This window comes from Spirosoma pollinicola (assembly GCF_002831565.1).
In the GTDB taxonomy this organism is placed as follows: Bacteria; Bacteroidota; Bacteroidia; order Cytophagales; family Spirosomataceae; genus Spirosoma; species Spirosoma pollinicola.
In genome coordinates this window covers 4,032,980-4,056,083 of record NZ_CP025096.1, presented here as the reverse complement: position 1 = coordinate 4,056,083, position 23,104 = coordinate 4,032,980, and the positions used below count along the sequence as shown (strand labels likewise).

The window sequence follows — 23,104 nt, the reverse complement described above, 5'->3', positions numbered from 1 at the left end:
AAACCCAACGAACAACGCACATGAAAACTTTGGCAACAACATTACTCGCTCTAACAACCTCGCTGGTAATGGCCCAGCACAATACGTCCATCAGCCGCAGTATCAACGACGATGGCAAGACACTCTCGATTCGCATCAACGGCACCGTCGATGACAAACCAATCGACTACGACCGCACGTTCGATGTATCCGGCTTGAACAAAGACGAGCGGAACGCCCTGCGAGAACATATTCTCGATTCCCTGCACGTCAGTATGCCCGAGCCGCCCAGGATACGAACAGCACTGGTTCCCCGTGCGCCGATGCCCCCCCGCGCTCCAATAGCGCCACCTTCACCACGGCTTCATTCTTTCAGACAACCCGGTGAGTCGGTAGCTGTCATTACCAGCAACGGCCAGACCATATCCGTATCCGGGAACGACAACCAGGTGGTCGTTGTGGATGGTAAAGAGCCTTACACCAAGGAAGTCAGCTATAACAAGGAATCAGGGAAGCTGCACCTGCGCTACCGGTTTAAAAAAGACGAGGACGATTTCACCTATGAACGTACCATCGACGCGCCAAACAAATCCCAGCAGGAACGCCAGCGTATCATCGACGATATTGAAACGACAATAGGCGTTCCTAAAGTCAGTCGATAACGGGGCAATTTTTGTTTTTGACTGTAGAGACAACACATGTGTTGTCTCTATCACCAACCTGATTCGTAAAACCAACGATGTCCGCAACTGAACATAATCTTGTCCAGTTTCGGACATTGCTTATTTACACGAACTATAACAACCTAAAAGTCAACTAATTAAGTTTGTGGTACAACTTTTGGCATATACCTGACAAACATTTTAGCCGGGCCTATTTCCTGATTGATTATGCTACGCAACTACCTCAAGATCGCTTTCCGGAATCTCTGGAAAAACCGGCTGTTCAGTGCATTGAATATCGTGGGTATGGGCGTGGGTATAGCCGCTGTTGGCCTGATGGTGCTGTATGTATGGCATGAACTAAGCTACGACCGCTTTCACACGAAAGCCAACCGGATTTTTCGGGTCGTTCAGTATGCCCAATGGGCCGGTGGCAATCTTCAACTGGCGTCCACCTCGGCCCCCTTTGCCGATGCGTTGAAAAACGATTATCCCGAGATCGAGAAAACGGTTCGACTAAATACCGAAGGCGGTGGAGTCATTACGTATCGCGATAAGAAAATCGAAGCCAACGACATCATGTTCACCGATCAATCGGTATTCGATGTCTTTACACTTCCCTTTCTCTACGGCAATCCGGCCACGGCACTGGTGCAACCCCAGCGCATTGTGCTGACCAAAAGCCTGGCCGAAAAACTGTTCGGCGACCCGGCCAAAGCTATTGGCCAAACGGTTGAATTCAGCAATAACTTTCCCAATACGGTAACGGGCGTCATCGCCGATGTGCCGACAAATTCACACATACAATTCAGTGCGTTGCGCTCCCTGCCAACCAATTATACCAATGGCTGGCAGAGTTTCGATTTGTACACCTACGTGTTGCTCAACAAAGCCGCCGACGCCAAAGCCCTGGAGGCCAAGCTAACCGGCTTCTTTCCCAAATACCTGAAAAAGGAAATGGGCAACGGTGTAGCGTACCGCCTGGAACTCCAGCCGCTGCCCTCCATTCACCTGCACTCCCATCTGGACTACGAAGCCGGGGCCAACGGCAACAGCCAGACTGTTTACATTTTCGCGCTGGTAGCCGCCCTGATCCTGCTCATCGCGGGCATCAACTATGTGAATCTGTACACCGTCCGGTCCATGAGCCGCCTGCGCGAAGTGGGCGTTCGGAAGGCAATTGGTTCACACCGCAGTCAGCTTGTGGGGCAGTTCATTACGGAGTCGATGTTGATGGCGCTGCTGGCCAGTGTCGTTGGGGTAATATTTGCTAATATCGCCTTGCCGCTGTTTAATGAGCTGGCCGACAAGTCCTTGTCTTTAGTGACCTATGGCCCCTGGTTGATGCTGGGTGTTCTGGCGCTGTTTGCCTTGTTGCTCGGAGCAGGCAGCGGCCTTTATCCTGCCCTGTTCCTGTCGGGTTTCCGAACGGTGGTCGCGCTGAAAGGGCAGACGAGCAGCAAGGTTGGCGGCATCGGATTCAGGCAGGCACTGGTTGTTTTTCAGTTCGTGGCCGCCGTGGGCTTGATTGCCTGTTCGTGGGTTATTTACCGTCAGATGGGCTACGTGCTGCACAAAGACCTGGGTTTCAATAAGGATCAGGTGCTGACGTTCCATCTGGAGAATGAAGCCGCCCGCAAACAGATTCAATCGCTGAAAGAAGAGCTGCGCAAAAGCCCGCTCGTCGAAGCCGTATCGGCGGCAAGCAACCCCATTGGCAACAACAATATCGGCACGAAAGGGATGATTTTCGAGCAGAATGGCATTATGCCCGCCAGCACGCAGACCGTCCAAAAATTCGCTGTCGATGCTGACTACCTGAACACCTTGCAAATCAAGCTTCTGGAAGGGCGCAACTTCTCGGCCTCGTCGCCGGGCGAAGCGTCGCCCGGCGATGCAACGGGTGCCGTGCTGGTAAACGAAGCACTGGTGAAGAAAATGGGGTGGACATCTCCGATTGGGAAACGCGTCCGGTCGTATGTCAGTATGGATGAGGCCGTCGAATCGCAGGTTGTGGGCGTCGTCAAGGACTTTCACACCTATTCGCTTCAGCACAAGATAGAGCCTTTGGTACTCCAAATCCCGGCACCCCAAGACCAGGATAACCTGTATATCCGTATCCGGTCTGGCAAGGCAGAAGAGGCAATGGCTTACATCAAAACGGTTTATCAACAATTTGACCCGGCTGCCAGTCCAGGCTTCCATTTTCTGGATGAGAACTTCTCCCGGCAATATAAAGCCGAGCAGAAGCAGGGTCAGTTACTGCTTACGTTCACCATTCTGGCCGTGCTGATTGCCTGTCTGGGTTTGTTCGGACTGGCAGCACTGGCGGCAGAAGCCCGCACCAAAGAGATCGGTGTTCGCAAAGTACTGGGTGCATCGGTGGTAAGCATCGTCGCGCTACTCTCCAAAGATTTTCTGAAACTGGTCGTCATTGCGATTGTGATTGCCACACCGCTGGCGTGGTACGCCATGAACGAGTGGCTGCAGAGTTTCGCCTATAAAATTGATATCGAATGGTGGGTTTTCGCGCTGGCCGGTCTCTTGGCGGTGGGTATCGCCCTGATGACGGTTGGTTTTCAAAGTGTGAAAGCCGCCCTGATGAATCCCGTAAAATCGCTTCGTTCTGAATAACCCCAACACTAGTATGTTCCGTAACTATTTCAAAATCGCATTCCGTAATCTGCTCCGAAACAAAGGGTTCGCCTTCATTAACATCACCGGGTTAGCGGTAGGAATGGCGGCTACGCTGCTCATTTTTCAGTACGTGGATGTTGAACGAAGCTATGATCAGTTTCACGAAAAAGCTGACCGTATCTTTCGGGTCAAAGCCGAACGTTACGAAAAGGGCGTGCTCTCGACCGAATGGGCAGGCGGCCCGTTTGCCGTGGGGAACAAACTGGCCGATGCGTTTCCGGAAATAGATCGCTACGCGAAAGTGTACATGCGGGAAAACCTGTTTCTGGAAGCGAACGACCGGAAAATGACCGTCGAAAAAGGGGCGTTTGTGACAACATCCTTCTTCGATGTATTCTCCTATTCATTGCTGACCGGCAATCCGAAAACCGCGTTAGCGGAGCCTAACACGGGTGTTATATCGACTTCGCTGGCAAGGCGGCTATTCGGTAATAAAAGCCCGGTTGGCAAGCTTATCAAAATAGAACGCGAGTTTCCGATTAAGGTGACGGGTGTGTACCAGGATTTCCCGCAGAACACGCATTTGAAAGCCGATTACCTGTTGTCGTTCAGTACGTTTCAGCGGTTAGTCAATCCGAAAAACGACCCCGACAGGGTATTGGATAATGCCTGGAGTTGGGACGGCTGCCTGACCTATCTGGTGCTGAAGCAGGGTGTTGATCCGCAGAAACTGGACGCAAAATTTCCGGCTTATCTTGCTAAACATGATCTGATCGACAGCAAGAAAGGCAATGGGCTTGTCCTTCATCTGCAAGCCCTGCCCGACATTCATCTATACTCGCATCTGATGTTTGAGGCCAGCACCAATGGCGACGGCAATTCGGTCTATATCCTGCTCTGCGTGGCGTTTTTCATCATTGCCATCGCCTGGATCAATTACATCAATCTGGCTACGGCCCGCGCCGTTGGGCGTGCCAAGGAAGTAGGTGTGCGGAAAGCAGTTGGTTCATTCCGTAGCCAGTTGATCAGCCAGTTTATGGTTGAGTCAGCGTTGCTGAATTTCATTGCGGTAGTTGTGGCCTTTCTGCTGATTGTGCTGGCTATTCCCCTGTTCAACAAGTTTACCGATCAGCATCTGACCTATACATTCGTTGCATCGGTACCGTTCTGTCTTTCGCTGGGCGGCATGTATTGTATAGGCACCTTTTTATCAGGGGCGTATCCGGCTTTTGTGCTGTCGAAATTCAATCCGGTATCGGTGCTGAAAAGCGGAATCAAAGTCTTTCGAAAGGATGTTTTCCTGCGAAAATCGCTGGTTGTCATTCAGTTTTCAGCGTCGATCTTTCTGCTGATTGGTACGATCACGGTGTTCCGACAATTGCACTACATGCGGAGCCAGAACCTGGGCGTTGATATTGGACAGACGATGATTCTGAGTCGACCATCAAACGATTCCACGCGGGTGGGTCGCACGAAGGCGTTCAAGGAATTTGTACTTCAGCAGGCTATCGGTAAAAGTGTTACCGTGTCGGGTAATATTCCGGGCGAAAAAGTAGAATTTAACGCCGGTGGTATCCGGCTGGCTGGCACGCCCGAAGCCGAAGGCAAGCAGTACCGGGTAATCGGCGTCGACTACGATTTTGTGCCTGCGTTTGGCATGAAGCTGATCGCTGGTCAGAATTTTGACAGTAAGCTGGGGGCAAAAGATGCCGTGTTGTTCAACAAAACCGGCATTAAACAACTGGGCTTCGATAGTCCCGAAAAAGCACTCGGCAAAACGATCGACTTCTGGGGCGACAAACTCAGGATTGTCGGCGTGGTAGACGACTTCCACCAGCAATCGCTTCGCGAAGCGTACGAACCGCTTATTTTACGCCTTGACCCTGACGTGAATGGCCGGTTATCCATCAAACTGGCAGGCAGTAACCCGGCCCGTACGATTGCGCTCGTGAAGCAGGCATGGGTGCAGTACTTCCCCGACGATATTTTCGACTACTCCTTTTTAGACGAACGGTACGACAAGCAATACCGGGCCGACGAGCGGTTTGGTCAGGTGTTCAGCTTCTTCACACTGCTGGCCATGCTGGTAGCCTGTCTTGGTTTACTGGGGCTGGCTACGTTTACGGCGCAACAGCGGACCAAAGAAATTGGCGTCCGTAAAGTGTTGGGAGCCAGTGTATCGAGCCTTATTGCGCTGCTGTCGAAAGATTTCCTAAAACTGGTACTCATCGCTATTGTTCTGGCCAGTCCAATTGCCTGGTACGCCATGCACCGCTGGCTACAGGACTTCGCCTACAAGATCGACCTGGAATGGTGGGTCTTCGCGCTGGCGGGTGTTCTGGCCGTGGGCATTGCGCTGGTGACCGTGAGTTTCCAAAGCATTAAAGCCGCCCTGATGAACCCGGTGAAATCGTTACGTTCCGAGTAGGTCTGTTGTTGTAGAGACAATGCATGCGTTGTCTCTACAACAACCCCGATGGTTTATTCCATTAACAGTGAACCGTCACCCGCAGGAACGTGGCGGGTATGCTGGTGACATTCGTGTCAATGCTTTTGTTTTGACTGATAAATAAAGCGTCCAGCGCCTGATCCAGTTCGAGCGCCTTGCCATTCTTTTCGGCTGCTTCAAACGCGTTCATCGTAGGTCCGTAGTAGCTTTTAAACGTGTTGAAAAATTCGGAAGGTGAATACGACGCGTTGAACGTAAATGTATCACGGAGGAACGTAATATTTTCCTTCGCGATACCGGCTTTCTCAAAACGCTCTATAACATGGCTCTCGATACCCCACAGCATAGGACTTAGAAAACCCTCCGGCGGTGGCGGTGTATAGGCCGAGCTGATCTTTAATACCTGAGCCACCAGCGTAGGATCGCCCGGAATCCAGTTTCCCATAACGATTCGTCCACCCGGACGGGTAACCCGAACCATCTCCTTCGCCACATCAAAGGGCTTTGGCGCAAACATAGCGCCGAACATACTTACAACCAGATCAAACGACTGGTCGCTCAGGTCGGTCAAATCTGAGGCATCACCCTCCTGAAAGGTGCAGTTCGTCAGCCCTGCTTCACTGGCCCGTTTGTTACCTGCGGCAACGAGGTTACTGGCTATATCGACGCCCAAAACCGTAGCGCCAAGCTTTGCCTCAGGTATGGCCGTGGTACCATCGCCACAGGCGAGGTCAAGAACGGAAAGTCCCTGGGTGATACCTAACTGGGCAACCAGTGCGGCACCACTTGTGCGCATGGTTGCGGCAATTTGGGTGAAGTCCCCTTTTTCCCACAAGGCTTTATTTGGATTCATTTCTTTCTTTTTGACAAGTGAATTGAAACGTATATGTGAAAGGTATCATAATCCATCTACCGACCTCGTTTAATTTGAGCAAGCGGCTAACAGTCAATCAAGGTTTTGCGTTGTAACTCAAGTGCGCGATACGTTCACGACTTAGTTTATTAGCGGACAGTTCCTGTCCATTTGCGGACATGGGCTAGTTAACGATTCCCCTGGATTAGCTGGAATCGCCCATTTCAGGATGTGGCACAAGAGTTGAGCCTTATTAATCGGCCACAGTGGTGTTTAGTCGTTTGCCTGTCAACTACCTGCCTTATGTTCCTGAACTACCTGAAAATTACCCTGCGTACCCTGCGAAAAAACCGGGTGTTCTCGCTTATCAACATTACCGGGCTGGCGCTGGGGATTGCAGCTTTCGTACTCATTCTGGAGTATGTGGCCTACGAACGGAGCGTCAACGGGTTTCATAAAAACCTGCCGACATTATACCGGCTACTCGCCCAAACCCGCGAGGGCGATATTGTGAGTGATATGGCTCCGGCCGTGGGACCACTGGCAAAACAGGAGTTCCCTGAAGTAAACGACTTCTGCCGCATCGGGGAGCATTCGGCGAATGGCATCGTCAGTTTCGCCAACGGCAGCAACGGCCAGTCGGCGCAGTCGTTTCGGGAAGGTAAACTGGGGTATGCAGATCCCAATTTCTTTACGCTGTTCACCTTCCCGGTTATACAGGGAACGGTGGCATCAGCCCTAATGCAACCCAATACCGTAGCCCTGTCGCAGACGCAGGCACGAAAATATTTTGGCGAGAAAAAGCCGCTGGGCCAGACACTGACACTGAACAACCAGTTTGGCAAAACCCTTTACACGGTGTCGGCGGTGTATGCCGATATGCCCCAGAACTCCGACCTGATTTTTGATGCGGTCTTCTCGCTGGTAACGCTGGCAAATCCCGCCAACCTCAATGGCAATGACTGGGCGCGGCTGGACAGTTTCGACGGTCAATACCTGACTACCTTTCTGAAACTTACCGAAGTAGCCCCCGGCATACCCGCCAACTATACCGCATTGGCCGATAAAATCAATGCGTATAAAAAGAAAGTAACGCCCGAAGATGAGACCCTGTTTCTGGTGCAACCCGCCACCAGTATGCATCTGGCTACATCTTTGAGCGATACCTATCCTACCAGTGGCAGTTTGGGATTTGTGTATCTGCTGAGCGGCATTGCCGGTCTGATCTTGTTAATTGCCTGGTTCAACTACGTGAATTTATCGACGGCGGGTGCGCTGAAACGGGCCAAAGAAGTGGGTGTCCGGAAGGTGATTGGTGCGGCACCGGGACAACTAATCGTGCAGTTTCTGGGCGAGTCGCTTCTATTAAACATCGTTGGTTTCGGGCTGGCGCTGGTGCTGGTCGCATCGTTGCAGCATGCGTTTAATGCCTTCGTAGCTAAAGAACTATCGCTGGATGTGCTGAACGCCAACGGGTTCTGGTTGGCGGGTTTGCTGTTACTGGTTATTGGGGCCGTTGCATCGGGTGGCTATGTGGCGTTCACACTAACCTCGTTTCAGCCGATCAAAACCCTCAAGGGCGCTTATCAGGCGGGTAAAGGGGGTTGGTTACGCAAAACGCTGGTCGTCGCGCAGTTTAGCGCATCAGTGGCCCTGGTGATCGCGACAATGGTGCTGTACCGGCAGTTGCAATTCATGCAGAACAAAGACCTCGGCGTTCGGCTGGCGCAACGCGTGGTGATCAAGCGGCCCGAAATTGGGGATGGCCCTTTCGCTCCCAAAACGACCAGACTGGAAGACCAGCTCGCGCAACTGCCCTATGTGAAAAGCTTCTCGCAAACGACTATCGTGCCGGGCAACTTCTACAACTTCACGGCGAACAGCGTTACCAAACAGAACCCGCGTCCCGGCGATGAGAAGAAAAGCTATTCGATGGGGATCATTGACGACCGCTTCCTGAAAACATACGAAATTGGACTGGCAGCTGGTCGAAATTTTACGGTTCGCGAAGCTGAATTGGGTTGGGAGAAAAGCGGTAAACTGATGATCAACGAAACCGCAGCCCGACAGTTGGGTTTTGCTTCGGCCGAGCAGGCCGTTGGTAAAATCATCAACTGGATACAACCCTACGAACTTGTGGGCATCGTGAAAGATTACCATCATCAGGGATTGCAAAAAGCCATCGAGCCGGTCATTTTTATGCCCCGCCGATCGACCAGCGATCTGACGATTCAACTCACAACGGACCACATGCAGGATAAGCTAGCCGAATTGGAACGGCTATATAAAGCCAGTTACCCCGGCAATCCGTTCGAGTTTTATTTTGTGGATGCCAATTACAACAAACAGTACCAGAGCGAGCAGCAATATGGGCAAGTGTTTACCGTCGCATCGGCCCTCGCTATTTTCATCGCCTGTCTGGGCCTGTTCGGGCTGGCGGCTTTCACCACCGAGCAGCGCACCAAAGAGATTGGCGTTCGCAAAGTACTGGGTGCCTCCGTAGCGAGCATTGTCACATTGCTCTCCAAAGACTTTTTAAAACTGGTTCTGATCGCTATTGTCATTGCGTCGCCCGTAGCGTGGTGGGCCATGAACCGCTGGCTGCAGAATTTCGAATACAAGGTCGATATTGCCTGGTGGATGTTCGGGCTGGCGGCCCTGCTGGCCATTGGCATCGCCATTCTAACGGTCAGTTTCCAAAGTGTGAAAGCCGCCCTGATGAATCCGGTCAAGTCGTTGCGGTCGGAATAACGTAGAGCCCTCAAAGTATTGCCGGACCACGGTGGACCGGCAATACTTTGCGGCTCAGCGCCCGATCAGAAACCACCAGCCGACGTTCTCTGGCCTACAAGTAGTTAAACCTCCGCTAGCTGTGTTTTTACGACTTGTATGCCACGGGCTATTTTCCAGTCAAAATCGGTCCGGTTAGATTTCAGCGACAAGCCGCCCTGATAATTTATTTGTTTCAGGGCCCTAAAGTAGGGACGAAAATCATCACACTTCACACCGGGAGCGGTTCCAGCAGGTTAGGTCGTCGGGCAGGGTGTGCGGGTCATGAATCATAGGAGAATGGTTGCGTTGACTAGCGACAGGGTTATGTTTTTGTAGTCATCAACAGCATGGAAGATGGTTAACAGACTTGAATGACTGCTACGCCCAGTAAGTCGCCCAGCTTTTTGAGCTTGTTGGCACAATGGCCTATGCCAACCGCACAATGGTGCGCGGGCCCATGACTATTCCAGTCGGTAACGAACTGGCGAGCACCAATCGGGAAGCGATACCGGCTGTTGGTGTTGCCAATCTCCAGAATCGGGCCCGGAACGGATTCCCCCTGGGCTACCAGCAGTTGAATCGTACCGGCAACCGTCTCGACCACCGACAGTAATGTTACCGGCCCCTGCTTTACCGACATTTCTACGGAAAGCCCACTGCCAACTTTGCCGTGATAGACCTGGAGCGGGCGCACTTTTGTTTTCCCTTCGGCAATAGCGATGTGGCCTGGCCCATCGTGACCCATCAGCACGACATCATCGGTAAAATCCATGGCGTAGTATTCGGTAAAGGAGCCGCCAACGCCAAACGAATCCATGATTTTCATCGCCTGCGCGTTTTTGACTTCATATTCACCGGCCACCGGAATGCCATGGGCCGTCAACAGCGAGTTACCCAGAATAACCGAACTCATCGTATTTTCATTAGCTGTCGGACCGTCGTTCCGGTTTCCCGTGCCTTTGTAGTAATAGGCCATGGAGCCTAAATCCAGCTCGGCCACCAGCCGGTCGAGAGCGACCGACGTCCGGGCAGCTCGCTGGAGTTCGGCCGGTGTACAATCAGGTTGGACGTCGAACGTTTCGGTAAACAGCTCAACACGCTGGCGGACATCCTCATCCGCTACCGTTTCACGCAGAGCCGTTAGTTGGTCAACCTCAATCATTTCGATGTGCCCTCCAAACGTGGCACAGTGCAGGGTCAGATTCGAGTAGATATCGAGCATCCCCCCGTAATAATTTCCCAGTACACCCAACCGGTTGTGGGCCATGATATTAGCCACACGGGCGGCTTCGATCCATTCGTCAATTTCGCTCCAGGCGGTGGGATCATTCTGGAGCATACCCGTTACCTGATAAAAAGGGATGTTGGACCGCTTGAAAACCGACGCAATTTCGGGTACCGGGCAGGCCGAGCAATAGGCCAACCACTCGCCGGTCATGCGTGTCCGATCACCAAGTTGATTGAACCACTGGTAATTGATGGCCGGTTCGGGAGCCAGATTCAGCACAATAACGGGCACGTTGGCCCGGCGTACCACGGGCAACACCGTTGAGGAGAGGGCATAGGTCGTTACGTACAAAAAGATGATATCGACATCGGCCTTCCGGAATTGGTGGCCCGCCAGCATCGCTTTTTCGGGCGTATCTACCAGACCAAGATTGACGATATCGACGCCAGGCCGATGCATTGCTCCTTCCAGCGTGCTCAGGTATCCTTCCAGCCGCGCCTGTAAACCATCGAACTGAGCCCAGTAGGCTTCCAGACCGATACCGAACAACCCCACTTTCAAACCATAAGGCGACATCGAAGCCACTGTATCAGAATGGTCAAGTGAATCCGTAATTAAATCAGCTTGCATAGTAAAAATTGATAGAAACGATGTGCCCTGTATGCTATTTATGCTATAGTTTTGAACAAAAGTAAGGTTTGCAGCCTATACAGGGAATAGCCATTTTGATTCGTTTTTTCACTTTTTGATATGCACAGCTACCGAAAATATTTTACAGACCTACAACTTCAGCAGTTGATTGAGGCTGCTCCTACCTGGGGTGTCGATATTCGAACGGTAGGCCATAATGTACACCCACCCCAAAAACCGTATCCCGACACGAACCATCCAAACCACTATTATTTTGACTGGGAAAAAGGCCGGATACTCGATGAGTTTCAGTTGGTGTACATCGCTCACGGGAAAGGGGTATTCGAAACTGACTATCAATAGCCGATATAGCGTTCAAATCGGGGTTTGAGTCTGAGTTTTATTTCTCACGTATCTTTAAAAAGAAAATGGCATTTACCCCCAGTGCCTACCGAAAAACGGAGCGTCTACCAGTTATGTCCCTTGCCCTAAAATAGGTTTTAGTGACCGATCTCGACGTTGTAGGTTATTGAACCCGAATTAACTGAACGCCCAGCACCGGACGACCATCGGCCGTAACGCCCTGAATCACCACGCGCACCGTCTGCACGACGTCTGACAGCGGAAAACGTAGCTGGCTACGCCCCTGACTGTCTGTCTGCATCAATGGTTTCCAGTACAAAACATCCCGGCGATCGACGGCCCCGGAAATGGCGCTGGTGGTTGCCTCAGCGTCGTATCGTGGCACATAAAATTCGCGCTGTACCGACGGGTATCCAATGAATTGAATCGGCGTCATTGCTTCATCGGATTTCGCGCTCCCCTACATATACCGTGCGCCTTTGGAATAAAAAGCAATGACACCGTTCCCTCCCCGGGAACCATATATACCAGCCGCGCCAGCACTTTTCAATACTTCGATTCGTTCAATATCCCTTGGATTGAAGAACATCAAAACGTTTCCATCGGGGTCCTGAACAGGCACGCCATCCATCAAATATAAGGGCTGTGTACCACCCAGAAAACTATTCCCTCCTCGCATAGATACCTGATAATCACCTTTTTTGAGGACCCCTTCCATGGCGATTTTTCGTGTAACCATCACCCCCGTCAATCGACCCTGCATCATTTCGTACAGATTCGAGTAGGTGGGCGATTTTTCATCGAACTTAACAACGGCATCAGCCGCATTGTGCAAACTACGCAGTTGAATATCTTCCGGTCTCTCCTCATATTTCTGCGCGCGAACCGTAACTTCTTTCAGCACTTTCGCCGTTTTATCACGGTAAAGATCGGTGTTTGCTACCTGCCGGATGCGAGCCGCTTCCAGTTGAGATCGCATCGTTGATTCGTTTAGTGGAACCGGTAGTTTACTAGTCTCCCATTGGCTGCCGGTCCCTTCCTGAACCCAAAAGGCTTCTTTGGTAGCCACATTTCTTAACTGACGATCAGTGACGCGGGTCATTACCTGTATCGTATCGGCAATGGCCAGCCCCGCCAGCCGAAAGCGTCCCTGCTCGTCAGTCCCGGCCGTTTTTACGAACGATTTCCCGAGTCCTGTCGACGCCACAATAAGCTGTGCGCCGGGTATGGGTTGATGTTTCGCATTCACAATGCGGCCCCGGAGCGATACCCCCCCGAGTGAATCCGTTTGGGGCGTGCCACTGACCCGTCGCCAGCCCTGCGTCAATAGCAGATCGTCCAGAGACTGACGGGTTTGGGCAGTATGATTCACGACGTATTGGTTGGGATTTTCGATACGCCCCCGAAGCTCTCCCGTTAGTAACAGGTGAGTTGGCAATGTAGCGTCGGCAGTGTCATCCGGCACCTGACCGGCATCGGTAATCGACGCCGAAATAGCGGCCAGTGCCGGTACTCCGTTATCGGTCAGATTGACACTCAGGATGGCCTGCTCGCGGGGCTGATACCGGGTTTTGTTGAGACCTATCCGCACACGAACCGGCGCAATGAATTCAGGTACAAAAAACAATCGCTCGGCTTGAGGCATGGCGGTGGCATCGTACAGCGTGATCTGGGCAAGGCCCGGCAACCAGGTCATCATGGGCAGGTTTATTTTCGCCACCCCATTTTGCAGGAAAATTTTTCGCTGATCGACCAAACGACCGTGCTGCTGAATCAGCATATACGCCGAGTCAATAACAGCGCGGTTAGAACTCAGTATGGTCAACGCCATACGGGTTGTATCGCTGATCGCATCGGCCGAAAGCAGCAGTCCTTCCGTTTCGGGCCTGGGTAATGGAACGCGTTGTGGTTGGTTATTATAGGTTACGTCGGCATAATACGTTCGCTGCGGCTTTGGCTCCATCGACACGCTGGTCATCCCTTGCGGATTGGTTTTGAAGCGAACGACTTCAGTACCCAGATCGTCGACAATACGACCCTCAGTAGGCAGGCCATGCCCATTGGACTGAACGATTTTTACACCCAGACGTGCGGGCAGTCCCAAAATCCAGCGACCACCTTCCGGCAAAATCTGAACGTCTACTGGCTGGGGAACTGAATCATTCCGTATTGAAAGCTCGCTCCGAAACAGATTATAGATCGCCACCGACCGCTCGAAAGCCGGGCGTCGCTGGGTGTCATCTTCATCAGTATAGGCGCGTAGACGATACGTGCCTGTCCTGAGGGTATCCGACAGGCGGAAATTGCCTTCGCCACGTCCGTCAGCGATACGTACCCACTGGTGCTGCACGAGCTTGCCGGTTGACGTAAGCAGGTCGACATGCATAGCCGTTTCGCCACTGGTCCGCTGGTGACTGGCCGCGTCGAGTAAGTACGTACTTAACCAGAGCCGGTCGCCAGTGGCGTAAACCGGTTTATCGATATGCACAAACACGCTGGGAGCCAGCCACTTGAATCGCTCGGTAAAAGCCGCCGTGATCCGTTCCAGGCGGGCGTCGGGTAGCGCGAGTTTTCCCTGTGTAGCCAGTGGGCCGTTCGTCAACGTCTCCTTCTCAGCACCATCGGGTTTCCAATCGGCGGGCAGCATGGTCGATAGCCGGTCATTACCCATCGAGCCTTTCGCTTCCATACCTTCCGGCATGGTAATAATGCCATCGACGGTCAGTTGCAGCTGACCACCAGGCAGTTTCATTTCCGTGTAGGCGTAACGCGCATCGGGATAGGGCGAGAAACCCGAAGTCGCATTCGTATAGAATACGATCAGTTTCATAGACGAAACCAGTCGACGTTCGGTCGCTAACCGACCGGGTTGAATCAAGCTAGACACCTTAACTGGAATCAGGCGCTTGTAGTCATTAACCGCAGTCGCGAGTGTAATGGATCGCTGTTCCAGGGAGATCGGTTTGGTGAGATCTTCCTGATAAACCAGAAAGCCTGCCTCTTTGAACGTATTATCCGTCAGGCTGGCCATCAAATGCCGGATTGACCCTTTGTAAGCCATCAGCCGGTTCCGCTGAAACCGGCTGGCTTGCCGCTCGTTCTCGGGTTTTAATTCGTCAAAACGGGCCGTACCCGCCGAATAGACTTCGCCTGACGGGGTCGCATCGAAATGTTGCAAGGCATAGATCAGCCGATAACCCAGCGCCTGGTTTTCAATAATCAGCGGCTCATTAGCCGTGGCATACAGATGCTCTTTATCTTCTTTAAAATTGAGCACTTCGCTGTTCACAAGCAGGCATTGCCCGCCAAACGGCTCGCCGAAGAGTTGCTTTTTAAACTGCCGCAGTTGCCGTTCCCAGTGCTTCGGATTGCCCCGTACGGTTACGGCATCCAGCGTTTGCTCACTCGGTTTCAGCCGAAAATTCACCATCTGCAGTGTCGTATTCTCGGATCGGATTGTTTGCCTGGCAGGCTGGTAACCAACAAATGAAGCGGCTATTTCGACTGTACCCAGTGGCACACCGGCCAATGTAAAATAGCCCTTTTCGTCGGTGATTGCCCCCCGCGTTGATCCATTTATATAGACGTTGGCAAACGGCATGGGTTTTCCCGTCGTGGCATCCGTTACGTTGCCGGTCAGTACGGCTGTTGTTTGTCCATGAACCAGCCGATTCGATCCCAAAAGTAGAACGACAGTTATCCAGCTGAGGAAGAACGAGCAGCGCATAGGCATTACATTATTCTTTAAAAAGAACTCCGCTAATTACTTATACCTATGTCTGTAACAGGCAATAGTTTGTCAATAAATGAATGGGAGTTGCCCTCAAAAAGCGTGTTGGTTCTGGTTCGCAAACCTCCCCATAGCATTAGCCCCATAGCTGCCAGCTTTTTTTACCAAACGCCCGGTACATAAGCTGGGACGGTACTCGCTTTTACGAGCGATAAAAACCATATATGATAAGTCCCACCAATATCGATTCAATGATCCAGATATTGCGTGTATTAGACTGCATCAGGCGTCGAATCACCCAATGCCCACCCAGGCATACTGCCATGATCGGCAGTCCAAGTACAATCTCAAGCGGATAGTCTCGCTTTTGATCGGGTGTTCCGTAAAGGACATAAAACAGGCCATGCACTATCTCATACAGACCCAGTAAGGCCCCCAGTGTCAGGGGTGTGATCCAGTTTAATAACTTCTCAATAGTCATTCTACGGCTTTAAGGTTGGTAAGGGCTACAGGCCAACGAATTTATTGTCGAATGCAGCAACTTTCCCTGGACGTATTCCTAACGCTCCTTCGCCCAAAAACGAGTGTATCCTTATTCAGAATTCCTGGTTAGTACCGGGTAACGCAGATGAGTAACGCCAATCCCCGAAATGACGGTTGGGTTGCCAAGCACATACGGGGCGTTGGCCAGCTGGTCGAAGAGTCGAATACCTGAACCCAGAAGTACGGCAGCAATGTCAATCTGTAGTTCATCGAGTAGACCGGCGTTTAGGCACTGTTGGATGGTGTCCGCACCATGAACGCCAACGGCCTTACCAGCGGCCGCAGCTTTCGCTTGCCTGACGGCCGACTCCAGCCCATCCGTAACGAAATGGACAGTTGAGTTAGGCCGTGGCCAGCCATCAGGAATAGCGTGAGTCAGTACGAAGGCTGGTCCCCACCCATGATTACCTCCCCATCCATTGGCAACCTCGAAGGTACGCCTACCGGTTAGTACCGCGCCCAGTTCCTGGACAAGACGTTTGTAGTGTTGGGCACTGGGAGGAGATAGGTGAAAGGTCATGGCATCGGCTCCACCAGCCTCGATTTTCACCTCGCCCGAAAAGTACCAATCAAACACCTCGCCTACCCCATCCTGACTGTCGGCTACATAACCGTCAAGCGACATGGACATGACTGCGATAAGTTTGGACATAGTCTGTCAAGGTTAATTGCCCTTTTTGTAAATGAATCTGGTCTTTCGGGATGAATAGAAAACTATGATTCCGAATCAGGTTAACCGAACACGTTTAAAAGATGTTTTCAAGACCGGATATTTCAACGGGCAGGCTTTATCTGAAGAGACCTGAAACGTTCTTGCCGCTGTGTTCAGTAAAAGTCAGTAAATCCAGATAAACGTTGATGTAATTTTCTCAACACCCTCCCGCTCTGGGTATGGCATAAATTACATTGCCTGAAACAGATAAATTGAAGACCTTATTATCAATAGAAGGAAATAACAGTTTCCATGTTTTACCCTTATCAGATGATCTGAAGATACCGGCAGGATGACCACAAAAAAAGTAGTCACCAACCTCAACAATTGAGGCAATGGAGAGGCTTGCCGGCAGGTCGGCATCAATAGGCTGCCAGCTTTTACCCCCGTCATAAGATGTCCGTACTCTTCTGGTTTCTGACTGTGTATTGTAAGTGATAGCCGCGAATCCACCGTTAATACGTTCTACAGCGATGCCAACACCACCTTCACTAATCACACAATCCCAGCTTTCACCATCATCTGTCGATCGTAATATACCCTTCTGGCTGGTTGCCATGAGTACACCGTTTGATTCTACCAGTTTCATTACCCAGCCTCCAGTGTGGACCCGTTTCCAGGTTTCCCCACCGTTAGTCGATTTAAGAAGACCGTTGTCGGAGCCGATGAAAGCGGTGCCTCCAACCGTTTCAAAAACGATACGTACCTGTTTCTCTTGAAAATTGGTGTACATACGACCAAGCTGATCAGGGAAACGATCCTTTTCCCAATAAGGAGCGGTGGAATTTGGACTACTGTGATATAACCCATTTTCAGCCTGTAAATAGAGTCCATTAGTAGTTGCAAAGAAACCATCTTCCTTCAAACCTTCAGGCAGCCCTTCACTCATGTCCTGCCAGGTTTGTCCACCATCAGTAGATTTAAAAACAATGTTTACAAGCCCCGACTTGTGGCTGTTTAGTTTTTGCCGGCTATCCGTGATTGGCGATGAGGCAAGCAAGTCTAATGCTTCGTTACAGGAAAAGGGGAATTGAAAAAGAAGCAAAAATGCTAGGCTATAGATTTCCATAACTATAATTGGTTTGGTGAAGCACGGTTATAAAGATATTGATACTCCTGTTTCATCGCCTTTCTGACAAGGGATGTCAACCGCAGCCGCGGACGGTCGCAACGGCGCACCGTAAAGCTAACTGTCTTTGTACTGAGCTTTGGCTAAAGGCCTGTAAAAGAATGTTAACGAAACGTAAAAGCTGCCGCTTCGGCGCAGGGCGGCCTGTGCCGTCCGATGTTACTTCCTACTATAAATTTTTACCTCTGAGTAGCTGGATATATTTCGCAAAAATGATACCGATATAACAGATTAGTATAAAATTTCATTTTCTAAATGCCTGCAAACGCAGCTTGTTGTACACGCCAGCCCTTCTGCACGATTTGTTAATACAGTCCATCTACCGTCCATACACGCTCTGAGTAGATTACTGTACCAGCCTGATTTTCTTGAGTATAAAAATTACAAATGCTCCGGTAGTTATTACCAAATTATTAATAGTAACACCTGCTTTTGTAAGTATTTTTATAAACGGTAATATCGTCCATCAGTCCATCACTAATTTATTGATCTATGCAACATTTTTACACAGCTCCTCCTCCGCTAAAACGTCTCCTTACGGCCTGTTTACTGGCGGTTTTAGCCTTACCAACTTCACTGGTTTCTGCCCACAGCCCGAACGCATCGCTGCATAAAACAGCCGACATCGTTGTGAAAGGGCGCGTAAAAGACGCGCTGACAAACGAAACACTGACGGGCTGCACCATTGTCATTAAAGGAAGTCAGCGCGGCACGACGACCGATGCCAACGGTAGTTACTCCATCTCCGTACCAGACGGAAATGCTGTTCTGGTTGTTGGATTTATTGGCTACGAAAAGCAGGAAATCGTGGTGGGCAACCGCTCGGTTATTGATGTAGACCTGAAGGCCGAAGCCTCCGAACTATCGCAGGTAGTTGTTATTGGCTACGGTAGTGCCGCCAAGAAAGACATGACCGGCGCGGTTAAATCCCTGAAAGCGACTGACTTTAACAAGGGAATCATCAACTCACCGGAGCAGCTTTTGCAGGGCAAAGTAGCCGGGGTTAACGTTACCTCTGCCAGTGGTGAGCCCGGTGGTAGCCAGTCGATCACCATTCGCGGACCGGGTGGCGTTCGTACCGGGAGCACTCCTCTTTTTGTACTCGACGGACTCGCGCTGGACAATTCGAGTACGGGCGGGGGTGGGGCCATCAATCCCCTGAACTTTCTAAATCCGCAGGACATCGAGTCGATTGACGTGCTGAAAGATGCATCGGCAACAGCTATTTATGGTTCTCGTGGTGCAAACGGTGTTGTCCTGATCACGACGAAGAAGGGCAAAGCGGGTGTTTCAACCCTCAACTATTCAACCAGTTACGGCATCTCTACCCTGGCACGGGCCTTGCCTGTGTTCTCGGCCGATGAGTACCGGCAACAGGTGCCACTCGTTGGGGGTGTTCTCGATGATTTAAAGGGCAATACCGATTGGCAAAAGGAGATTACCCGAACGGCGTTTACCAAAAATCATAATATATCGCTGGGTGGTGGTTCCGAAAAAACAACTTTCTACGGCTCATTTGGCCTGCAAAATCAAGATGGCATTTTGAAGGGCAGCCAGATGGATCGCTACACGGGGCGCATCAATATATCGCAGAAATTGCTGGAAGACCGGCTTACGATTGATGCTAACCTCAGCGCGTCGTATACGAACAATCAGCGGCCGCCTATCGAGAGTATGCTAGGGAGTGCCATTTCGAACAACCCGACCTATCCGGCTTACGATGCCCTTGGCAAACCGGCTCAGTATCAATCGATTTCAAACCCGCTAACCAGCCTCCAGTTAAATCAGGACATCACCAAAATCACCCGGATTGTCGGCAACATATCGCCTTCTTTCCGGATCATAAAAGGACTGGTTTATAAGCTTAATTTCGGTATCGACAATTCGAGTTCGGTACGCGATCTGCAATCGCTGCCGAATGCGGTGCCCTTTCAGGATGGCCGGTTAGAAACGAATAATGCGTATAACAACAACCGGTTGATCGAGAACTACCTGACCTACACCTACGCACAGGGCGACCACAACCTGACCGCGTTGGCCGGACATTCCTACCAGAAGTTTTCACTACAGGGGCGGGCGTATAGCATCAACAAGTTCCCTATTTCAGACATTCTGCCAATCTATAACCCCGGCCTGGGCCAGGAGCTGACGCTGACGAATAACAAGCCAACGGGCTATGCAACACTCAACGAACTGCAATCGTTTTTTGGCCGCGTCAATTACCAGTTCAAGGATAAATACCTGATCACGGCTACGGTTCGGGCCGATGGTTCCTCGAAGTTTGGGTCGAACAACAAGTACGGTATTTTCCCATCGTTCTCGGCGGGCTGGCGTTTATCGGAAGAAGCCTTTCTGAAATCATCGCCGTTCAGCGATTTGAAACTTCGCGCGGGCTGGGGCCGGACAGGCAACCAGGAGATACCTTCAAAAATCACACAGGCTCTGTTCACTTCGCAGGTATCGGCCGCAACCAGCTATCCGCTCACGGCTACGGGCCCTTACCCGGCTGGTACGTCTTATTCACGGCTATCAAACCCCGACATTCAATGGGAGGTATCAAACCAGACCGACGTAGGACTTGATTTTGCGCTGTTCAACGGGGCTATTTCCGGCGGAATCGACTATTTCAGAAAAGTGTCCAGCAATATCCTGCTCGAAGTAATTCCTGCCGATCCCGTTCAGCCAGCGGGTACGTTCTGGACCAATGTGCCGAACATGACGATTACCAACAAAGGGCTTGAACTGGAACTGATGTACCACTACACGGCGAAAAGTGGTTTCCGCTTCGATGTGGGTGGCAACATGACGTTTATCAACAACATCGTGAATAACTCCCCTTATTCAGTGATTCCGTCGGGTTCAGCGTCGGGCTCGGGTCTGACGTCGGCAACGATCAATGGCTATTTGAACGGTCAACCCATTGGTACATTCTTCCTGAAAGAGTTCACCGGCTTCGACGACAAGGGCTTAAGCACCTACCGCGATGCTGATGGCGATGGCCTGATAACCGACAAAGACCGGGTTGCGGCTGGCAGTGCGTTGCCAACGAAGCAGTTTAACTTCAACACGAATGCGTCGTTCAAAGGCTTTGACTTATCCGCCAATTTCAACGGTGTGTCTGGCAACAAACTGTACGACAACACGGCCAACTCCAACTTCTACAAGCTGCGGCTGTCGAAAGGAATCAACACCACACCCGAGGCCGTGGCAAACGCCAATGAGTCGGTCAACAACGCAGCACCGGTATCGACGCGCTATCTAAAAAACGGCTCGTTCTTCCGGCTGAATAACGTGGCACTGGGCTATAATTTCAATACGAAAGCATTAGGCATCAAACGCTGGGTGTCGGGCTTACGGGTGTCCGTTACGGGTCAGAATCTGTTCGTGATCACGAAATACAATGGCTATGATCCGGAAGTAAACTCCGACCGACAAATCAATGGTATTTCGTCGTATGGCATTGATTACCTGAGCTATCCGAAAGCAAGATCTGTCGTATTTGGTTTGAACCTGACACTCTAATCCGCAAAACATCATGAAACTGAAACTACCTATTTTGCTGACACTGGTTGGCATTCTGTTCATAAATGGTTGTACCAATCTGAACGAAGTTATTTTAGACGAAACGTCGGCAACGGGCCTTTCCGACAAACAGGCCGCCGATGGGATCATTGCGCCGGTATATGCCCGTCTGCCGGATATTTTCCTGCACACAAACTACTTTACAATGCAGGAGATTTCGACCGACGAAGCCATTCTCCCTTATCGGGGTGGCACAGACTGGGGCGATAACGGTATTTACATTGCCATGCACCAGCACACGCACACCAGCACCGACCCGAATATCAGGAGTACGTGGGGCTTTATTTTACAGGGTCTGTCAAGGGCCATTACAGCCATCAACGCCCTGCCGACGAACAACGACCCATCGGCCAAAACGTATCTGGCCGAAGCGCGGGGTATGCGGGCTTATTACAATATGCTGTTGTTCGATATGTTCGGAGTCGTGTTCGTAAAAGATGATCTGGGTGCGACGTCGGTCATTCTTCGTGATTCGCAGGCGCTGGATTATTTGATGAAGGAGTTCCTGGCCGTTGAGCCGAGCCTCGAAACCAGTGTTGGTCCCGGTCGCCTGACGAAAGGGGCTGTTTGGGGCTTACTGGCGCGGTTGTACCTCAATGCCGGTGTTTACCGAGATCGGTTTGGCGCTTCGTTTACCTTCGCTCCGGCAGATATGGATAAGGTGGTTGAGTACTGCGACAAGATCATCGCATCCGGGCAGTATTCGTTGTCGAATGATTTCTTTTCGATCTTCGGCTCGGCCAATCACGACAACAAGGAGTTGATTTTCGCCGTCGATCAGCGGGCCGACCTGAACGGGCATAACCGTATGGCCTATTTCTCTATATCGGGCGACCAATTCCCGATTCCGGCTTACCCGGCCGCCAACGGCACCGATGGGCCATCTATCACACCCGATTATTACAGGACCTGGGTAAACGCTTATTCGCCCAAAGACCCAACGGTCGATCCACGGTTTTACAAGCAGAACTTAACGATCTATTCCAACCCCGCCGATTCGTGCGTCGCCGAGGCTGATTTCAACATCAACCGGGGTATTTTACGCGGGCAGCAATACGGTCTGATCCGTAAAAACGGGGTTTTCGTAAAATGCGCTGACGGCAAATTTAAAGTTGGTAAGCTTGGGTATGACACTCGAAATAAACCCACGCTTGCCGTCGACTTCACCGAGCAGGTTGATTATACCGTTGCGGGCAGTAATTACAATACCGGCTATCGCGTGGAGAAATATGAGTTCAGCAAGAAATCGGTGAGCGGTCGTAACTTCGGGGAAGCCGATATTATCATTCTCCGTCTGGCTGATATTTACCTGATGCGGGCCGAAGCCAAGTTGCGCAAAAGTGGTGATGCTGCCAGTGCGCTGGCCGATGTAAATGCCGTTCGGGCCGCCCGCAACATCACGACACCGCCACCCGCCCTTACGTCAATGACCCTCGACTTACTCTTCCGCGAGCGGGGCTTCGAGTTGTATTGGGAAATGGTCCGGCGCACCGACATGATTCGGTTTGGCAAATACGAAGGCACCTGGACGGAAAAAACCAACACCGACAAATTGAAGCGGATTTTCCCGATTCCGCAAACGGCTATTGACGGAGCGTCTAACCTGCCGGGGTATCTGGTGCAGAACGCTGGTTATTGATAGAATTAATTAGAACGCGGATTGTACGGATTAAAACGGATAAAAAGCATTAGCCATCCGTCTTAATCCGTACAATCCGCGTTCCCCTTTTCCAACACCGTATTATTCCTTGTCCGCAGTCGTACAAAATATGTCCATTATCGGACAATAACCACTTTCACCATATAATAAACAGCTGATAAACAGCTCAATACAC

Annotated in this window: 15 protein-coding genes; 8 read left to right on the top strand and 7 right to left on the bottom strand. The window is 51.2% G+C overall.

Annotation, left to right across the window (positions count from 1 at the left end; translation table 11 throughout):
• Positions 1-20 precede the first annotated feature (20 nt).
• From CWM47_RS17005 to CWM47_RS16995, 3 genes are all read left to right on the top strand, one after another.
• Positions 21-641 (top strand): hypothetical protein, encoded by a 621-nt coding sequence (locus CWM47_RS17005; RefSeq protein ID WP_100989450.1) that lies wholly within the window; start codon positions 21-23, stop codon positions 639-641.
• A gap of 228 nt (positions 642-869) precedes the next feature.
• Positions 870-3,275: an ABC transporter permease gene (locus CWM47_RS17000; protein ID WP_100989449.1), complete on the top strand. Its 2,406-nt coding sequence runs from the start codon at positions 870-872 to the stop codon at positions 3,273-3,275.
• 13 nt (positions 3,276-3,288) lie between these two features.
• Entirely contained in the window at positions 3,289-5,706 is a 2,418-nt protein-coding gene (locus tag CWM47_RS16995; RefSeq protein ID WP_100989448.1) for an ABC transporter permease, read from the top strand.
• Between the two features lie 61 nt (positions 5,707-5,767).
• Here CWM47_RS16995 and CWM47_RS16990 read toward each other — a convergent pair whose 3' ends face one another.
• On the bottom strand, positions 5,768-6,613 hold the full coding sequence (locus tag CWM47_RS16990; RefSeq protein WP_262512023.1) for a class I SAM-dependent methyltransferase: 846 nt from the start codon (positions 6,611-6,613) through the stop codon (positions 5,768-5,770).
• 270 nt (positions 6,614-6,883) lie between these two features.
• On the opposite strand from CWM47_RS16990, the gene CWM47_RS16985 reads away from it, so the two are divergent.
• Entirely contained in the window at positions 6,884-9,331 is a 2,448-nt protein-coding gene (locus tag CWM47_RS16985) for an ABC transporter permease (RefSeq protein ID WP_100989446.1), read from the top strand.
• Between the two features lie 379 nt (positions 9,332-9,710).
• Here the strand turns inward: CWM47_RS16985 and CWM47_RS16980 are convergent, their stop codons facing one another.
• The gene (locus CWM47_RS16980; protein ID WP_100989445.1) at positions 9,711-11,210 is read right to left on the bottom strand and encodes an arabinose isomerase; all 1,500 of its coding nucleotides are present in this window, start codon (positions 11,208-11,210) and stop codon (positions 9,711-9,713) included.
• 120 nt (positions 11,211-11,330) lie between these two features.
• Between CWM47_RS16980 and CWM47_RS16975 the strand changes: the two genes are divergently transcribed.
• Positions 11,331-11,573 (top strand): hypothetical protein, encoded by a 243-nt coding sequence (locus CWM47_RS16975; RefSeq protein WP_100989444.1) that lies wholly within the window; start codon positions 11,331-11,333, stop codon positions 11,571-11,573.
• Positions 11,570-11,707, top strand: coding sequence for an AraC family transcriptional regulator (locus CWM47_RS40255; protein ID WP_100993915.1), 138 nt, complete (start codon positions 11,570-11,572; stop codon positions 11,705-11,707). The genes CWM47_RS16975 and CWM47_RS40255 overlap by 4 nt, the downstream gene beginning before the upstream one ends.
• 29 nt (positions 11,708-11,736) lie before the next feature.
• Here CWM47_RS40255 and CWM47_RS40050 read toward each other — a convergent pair whose 3' ends face one another.
• The 5 genes from CWM47_RS40050 to CWM47_RS16950 form a co-directional block, all read right to left on the bottom strand.
• On the bottom strand, positions 11,737-12,009 hold the full coding sequence (locus CWM47_RS40050) for a hypothetical protein (RefSeq protein WP_317046738.1): 273 nt from the start codon (positions 12,007-12,009) through the stop codon (positions 11,737-11,739).
• A gap of 24 nt (positions 12,010-12,033) precedes the next feature.
• Positions 12,034-15,306 carry a carboxypeptidase-like regulatory domain-containing protein gene (locus CWM47_RS16965; RefSeq protein WP_317046737.1) on the bottom strand — a complete coding sequence of 1,091 codons (3,273 nt, stop codon included), beginning with the start codon at positions 15,304-15,306 and terminating at the stop codon, positions 12,034-12,036.
• 199 nt (positions 15,307-15,505) lie between these two features.
• A complete protein-coding gene (locus CWM47_RS16960; RefSeq protein WP_100989443.1) occupies positions 15,506-15,784 on the bottom strand; it encodes a hypothetical protein in 279 nt (92 codons plus the stop codon).
• Between the two features lie 111 nt (positions 15,785-15,895).
• Entirely contained in the window at positions 15,896-16,498 is a 603-nt protein-coding gene (locus CWM47_RS16955) for a dihydrofolate reductase family protein (protein WP_100989442.1), read from the bottom strand.
• 217 nt (positions 16,499-16,715) lie between these two features.
• Positions 16,716-17,627 carry a WD40/YVTN/BNR-like repeat-containing protein gene (locus tag CWM47_RS16950; RefSeq protein WP_100989441.1) on the bottom strand — a complete coding sequence of 304 codons (912 nt, stop codon included), beginning with the start codon at positions 17,625-17,627 and terminating at the stop codon, positions 16,716-16,718.
• A gap of 552 nt (positions 17,628-18,179) precedes the next feature.
• On the opposite strand from CWM47_RS16950, the gene CWM47_RS16945 reads away from it, so the two are divergent.
• The gene (locus CWM47_RS16945) at positions 18,180-21,209 is read left to right on the top strand and encodes a SusC/RagA family TonB-linked outer membrane protein (RefSeq protein ID WP_100989440.1); all 3,030 of its coding nucleotides are present in this window, start codon (positions 18,180-18,182) and stop codon (positions 21,207-21,209) included.
• A 13-nt stretch (positions 21,210-21,222) separates the two neighbouring features.
• Positions 21,223-22,908, top strand: coding sequence for a RagB/SusD family nutrient uptake outer membrane protein (locus CWM47_RS16940; protein WP_100989439.1), 1,686 nt, complete (start codon positions 21,223-21,225; stop codon positions 22,906-22,908).
• The last annotated feature ends 196 nt before the right edge of the window (positions 22,909-23,104 follow it).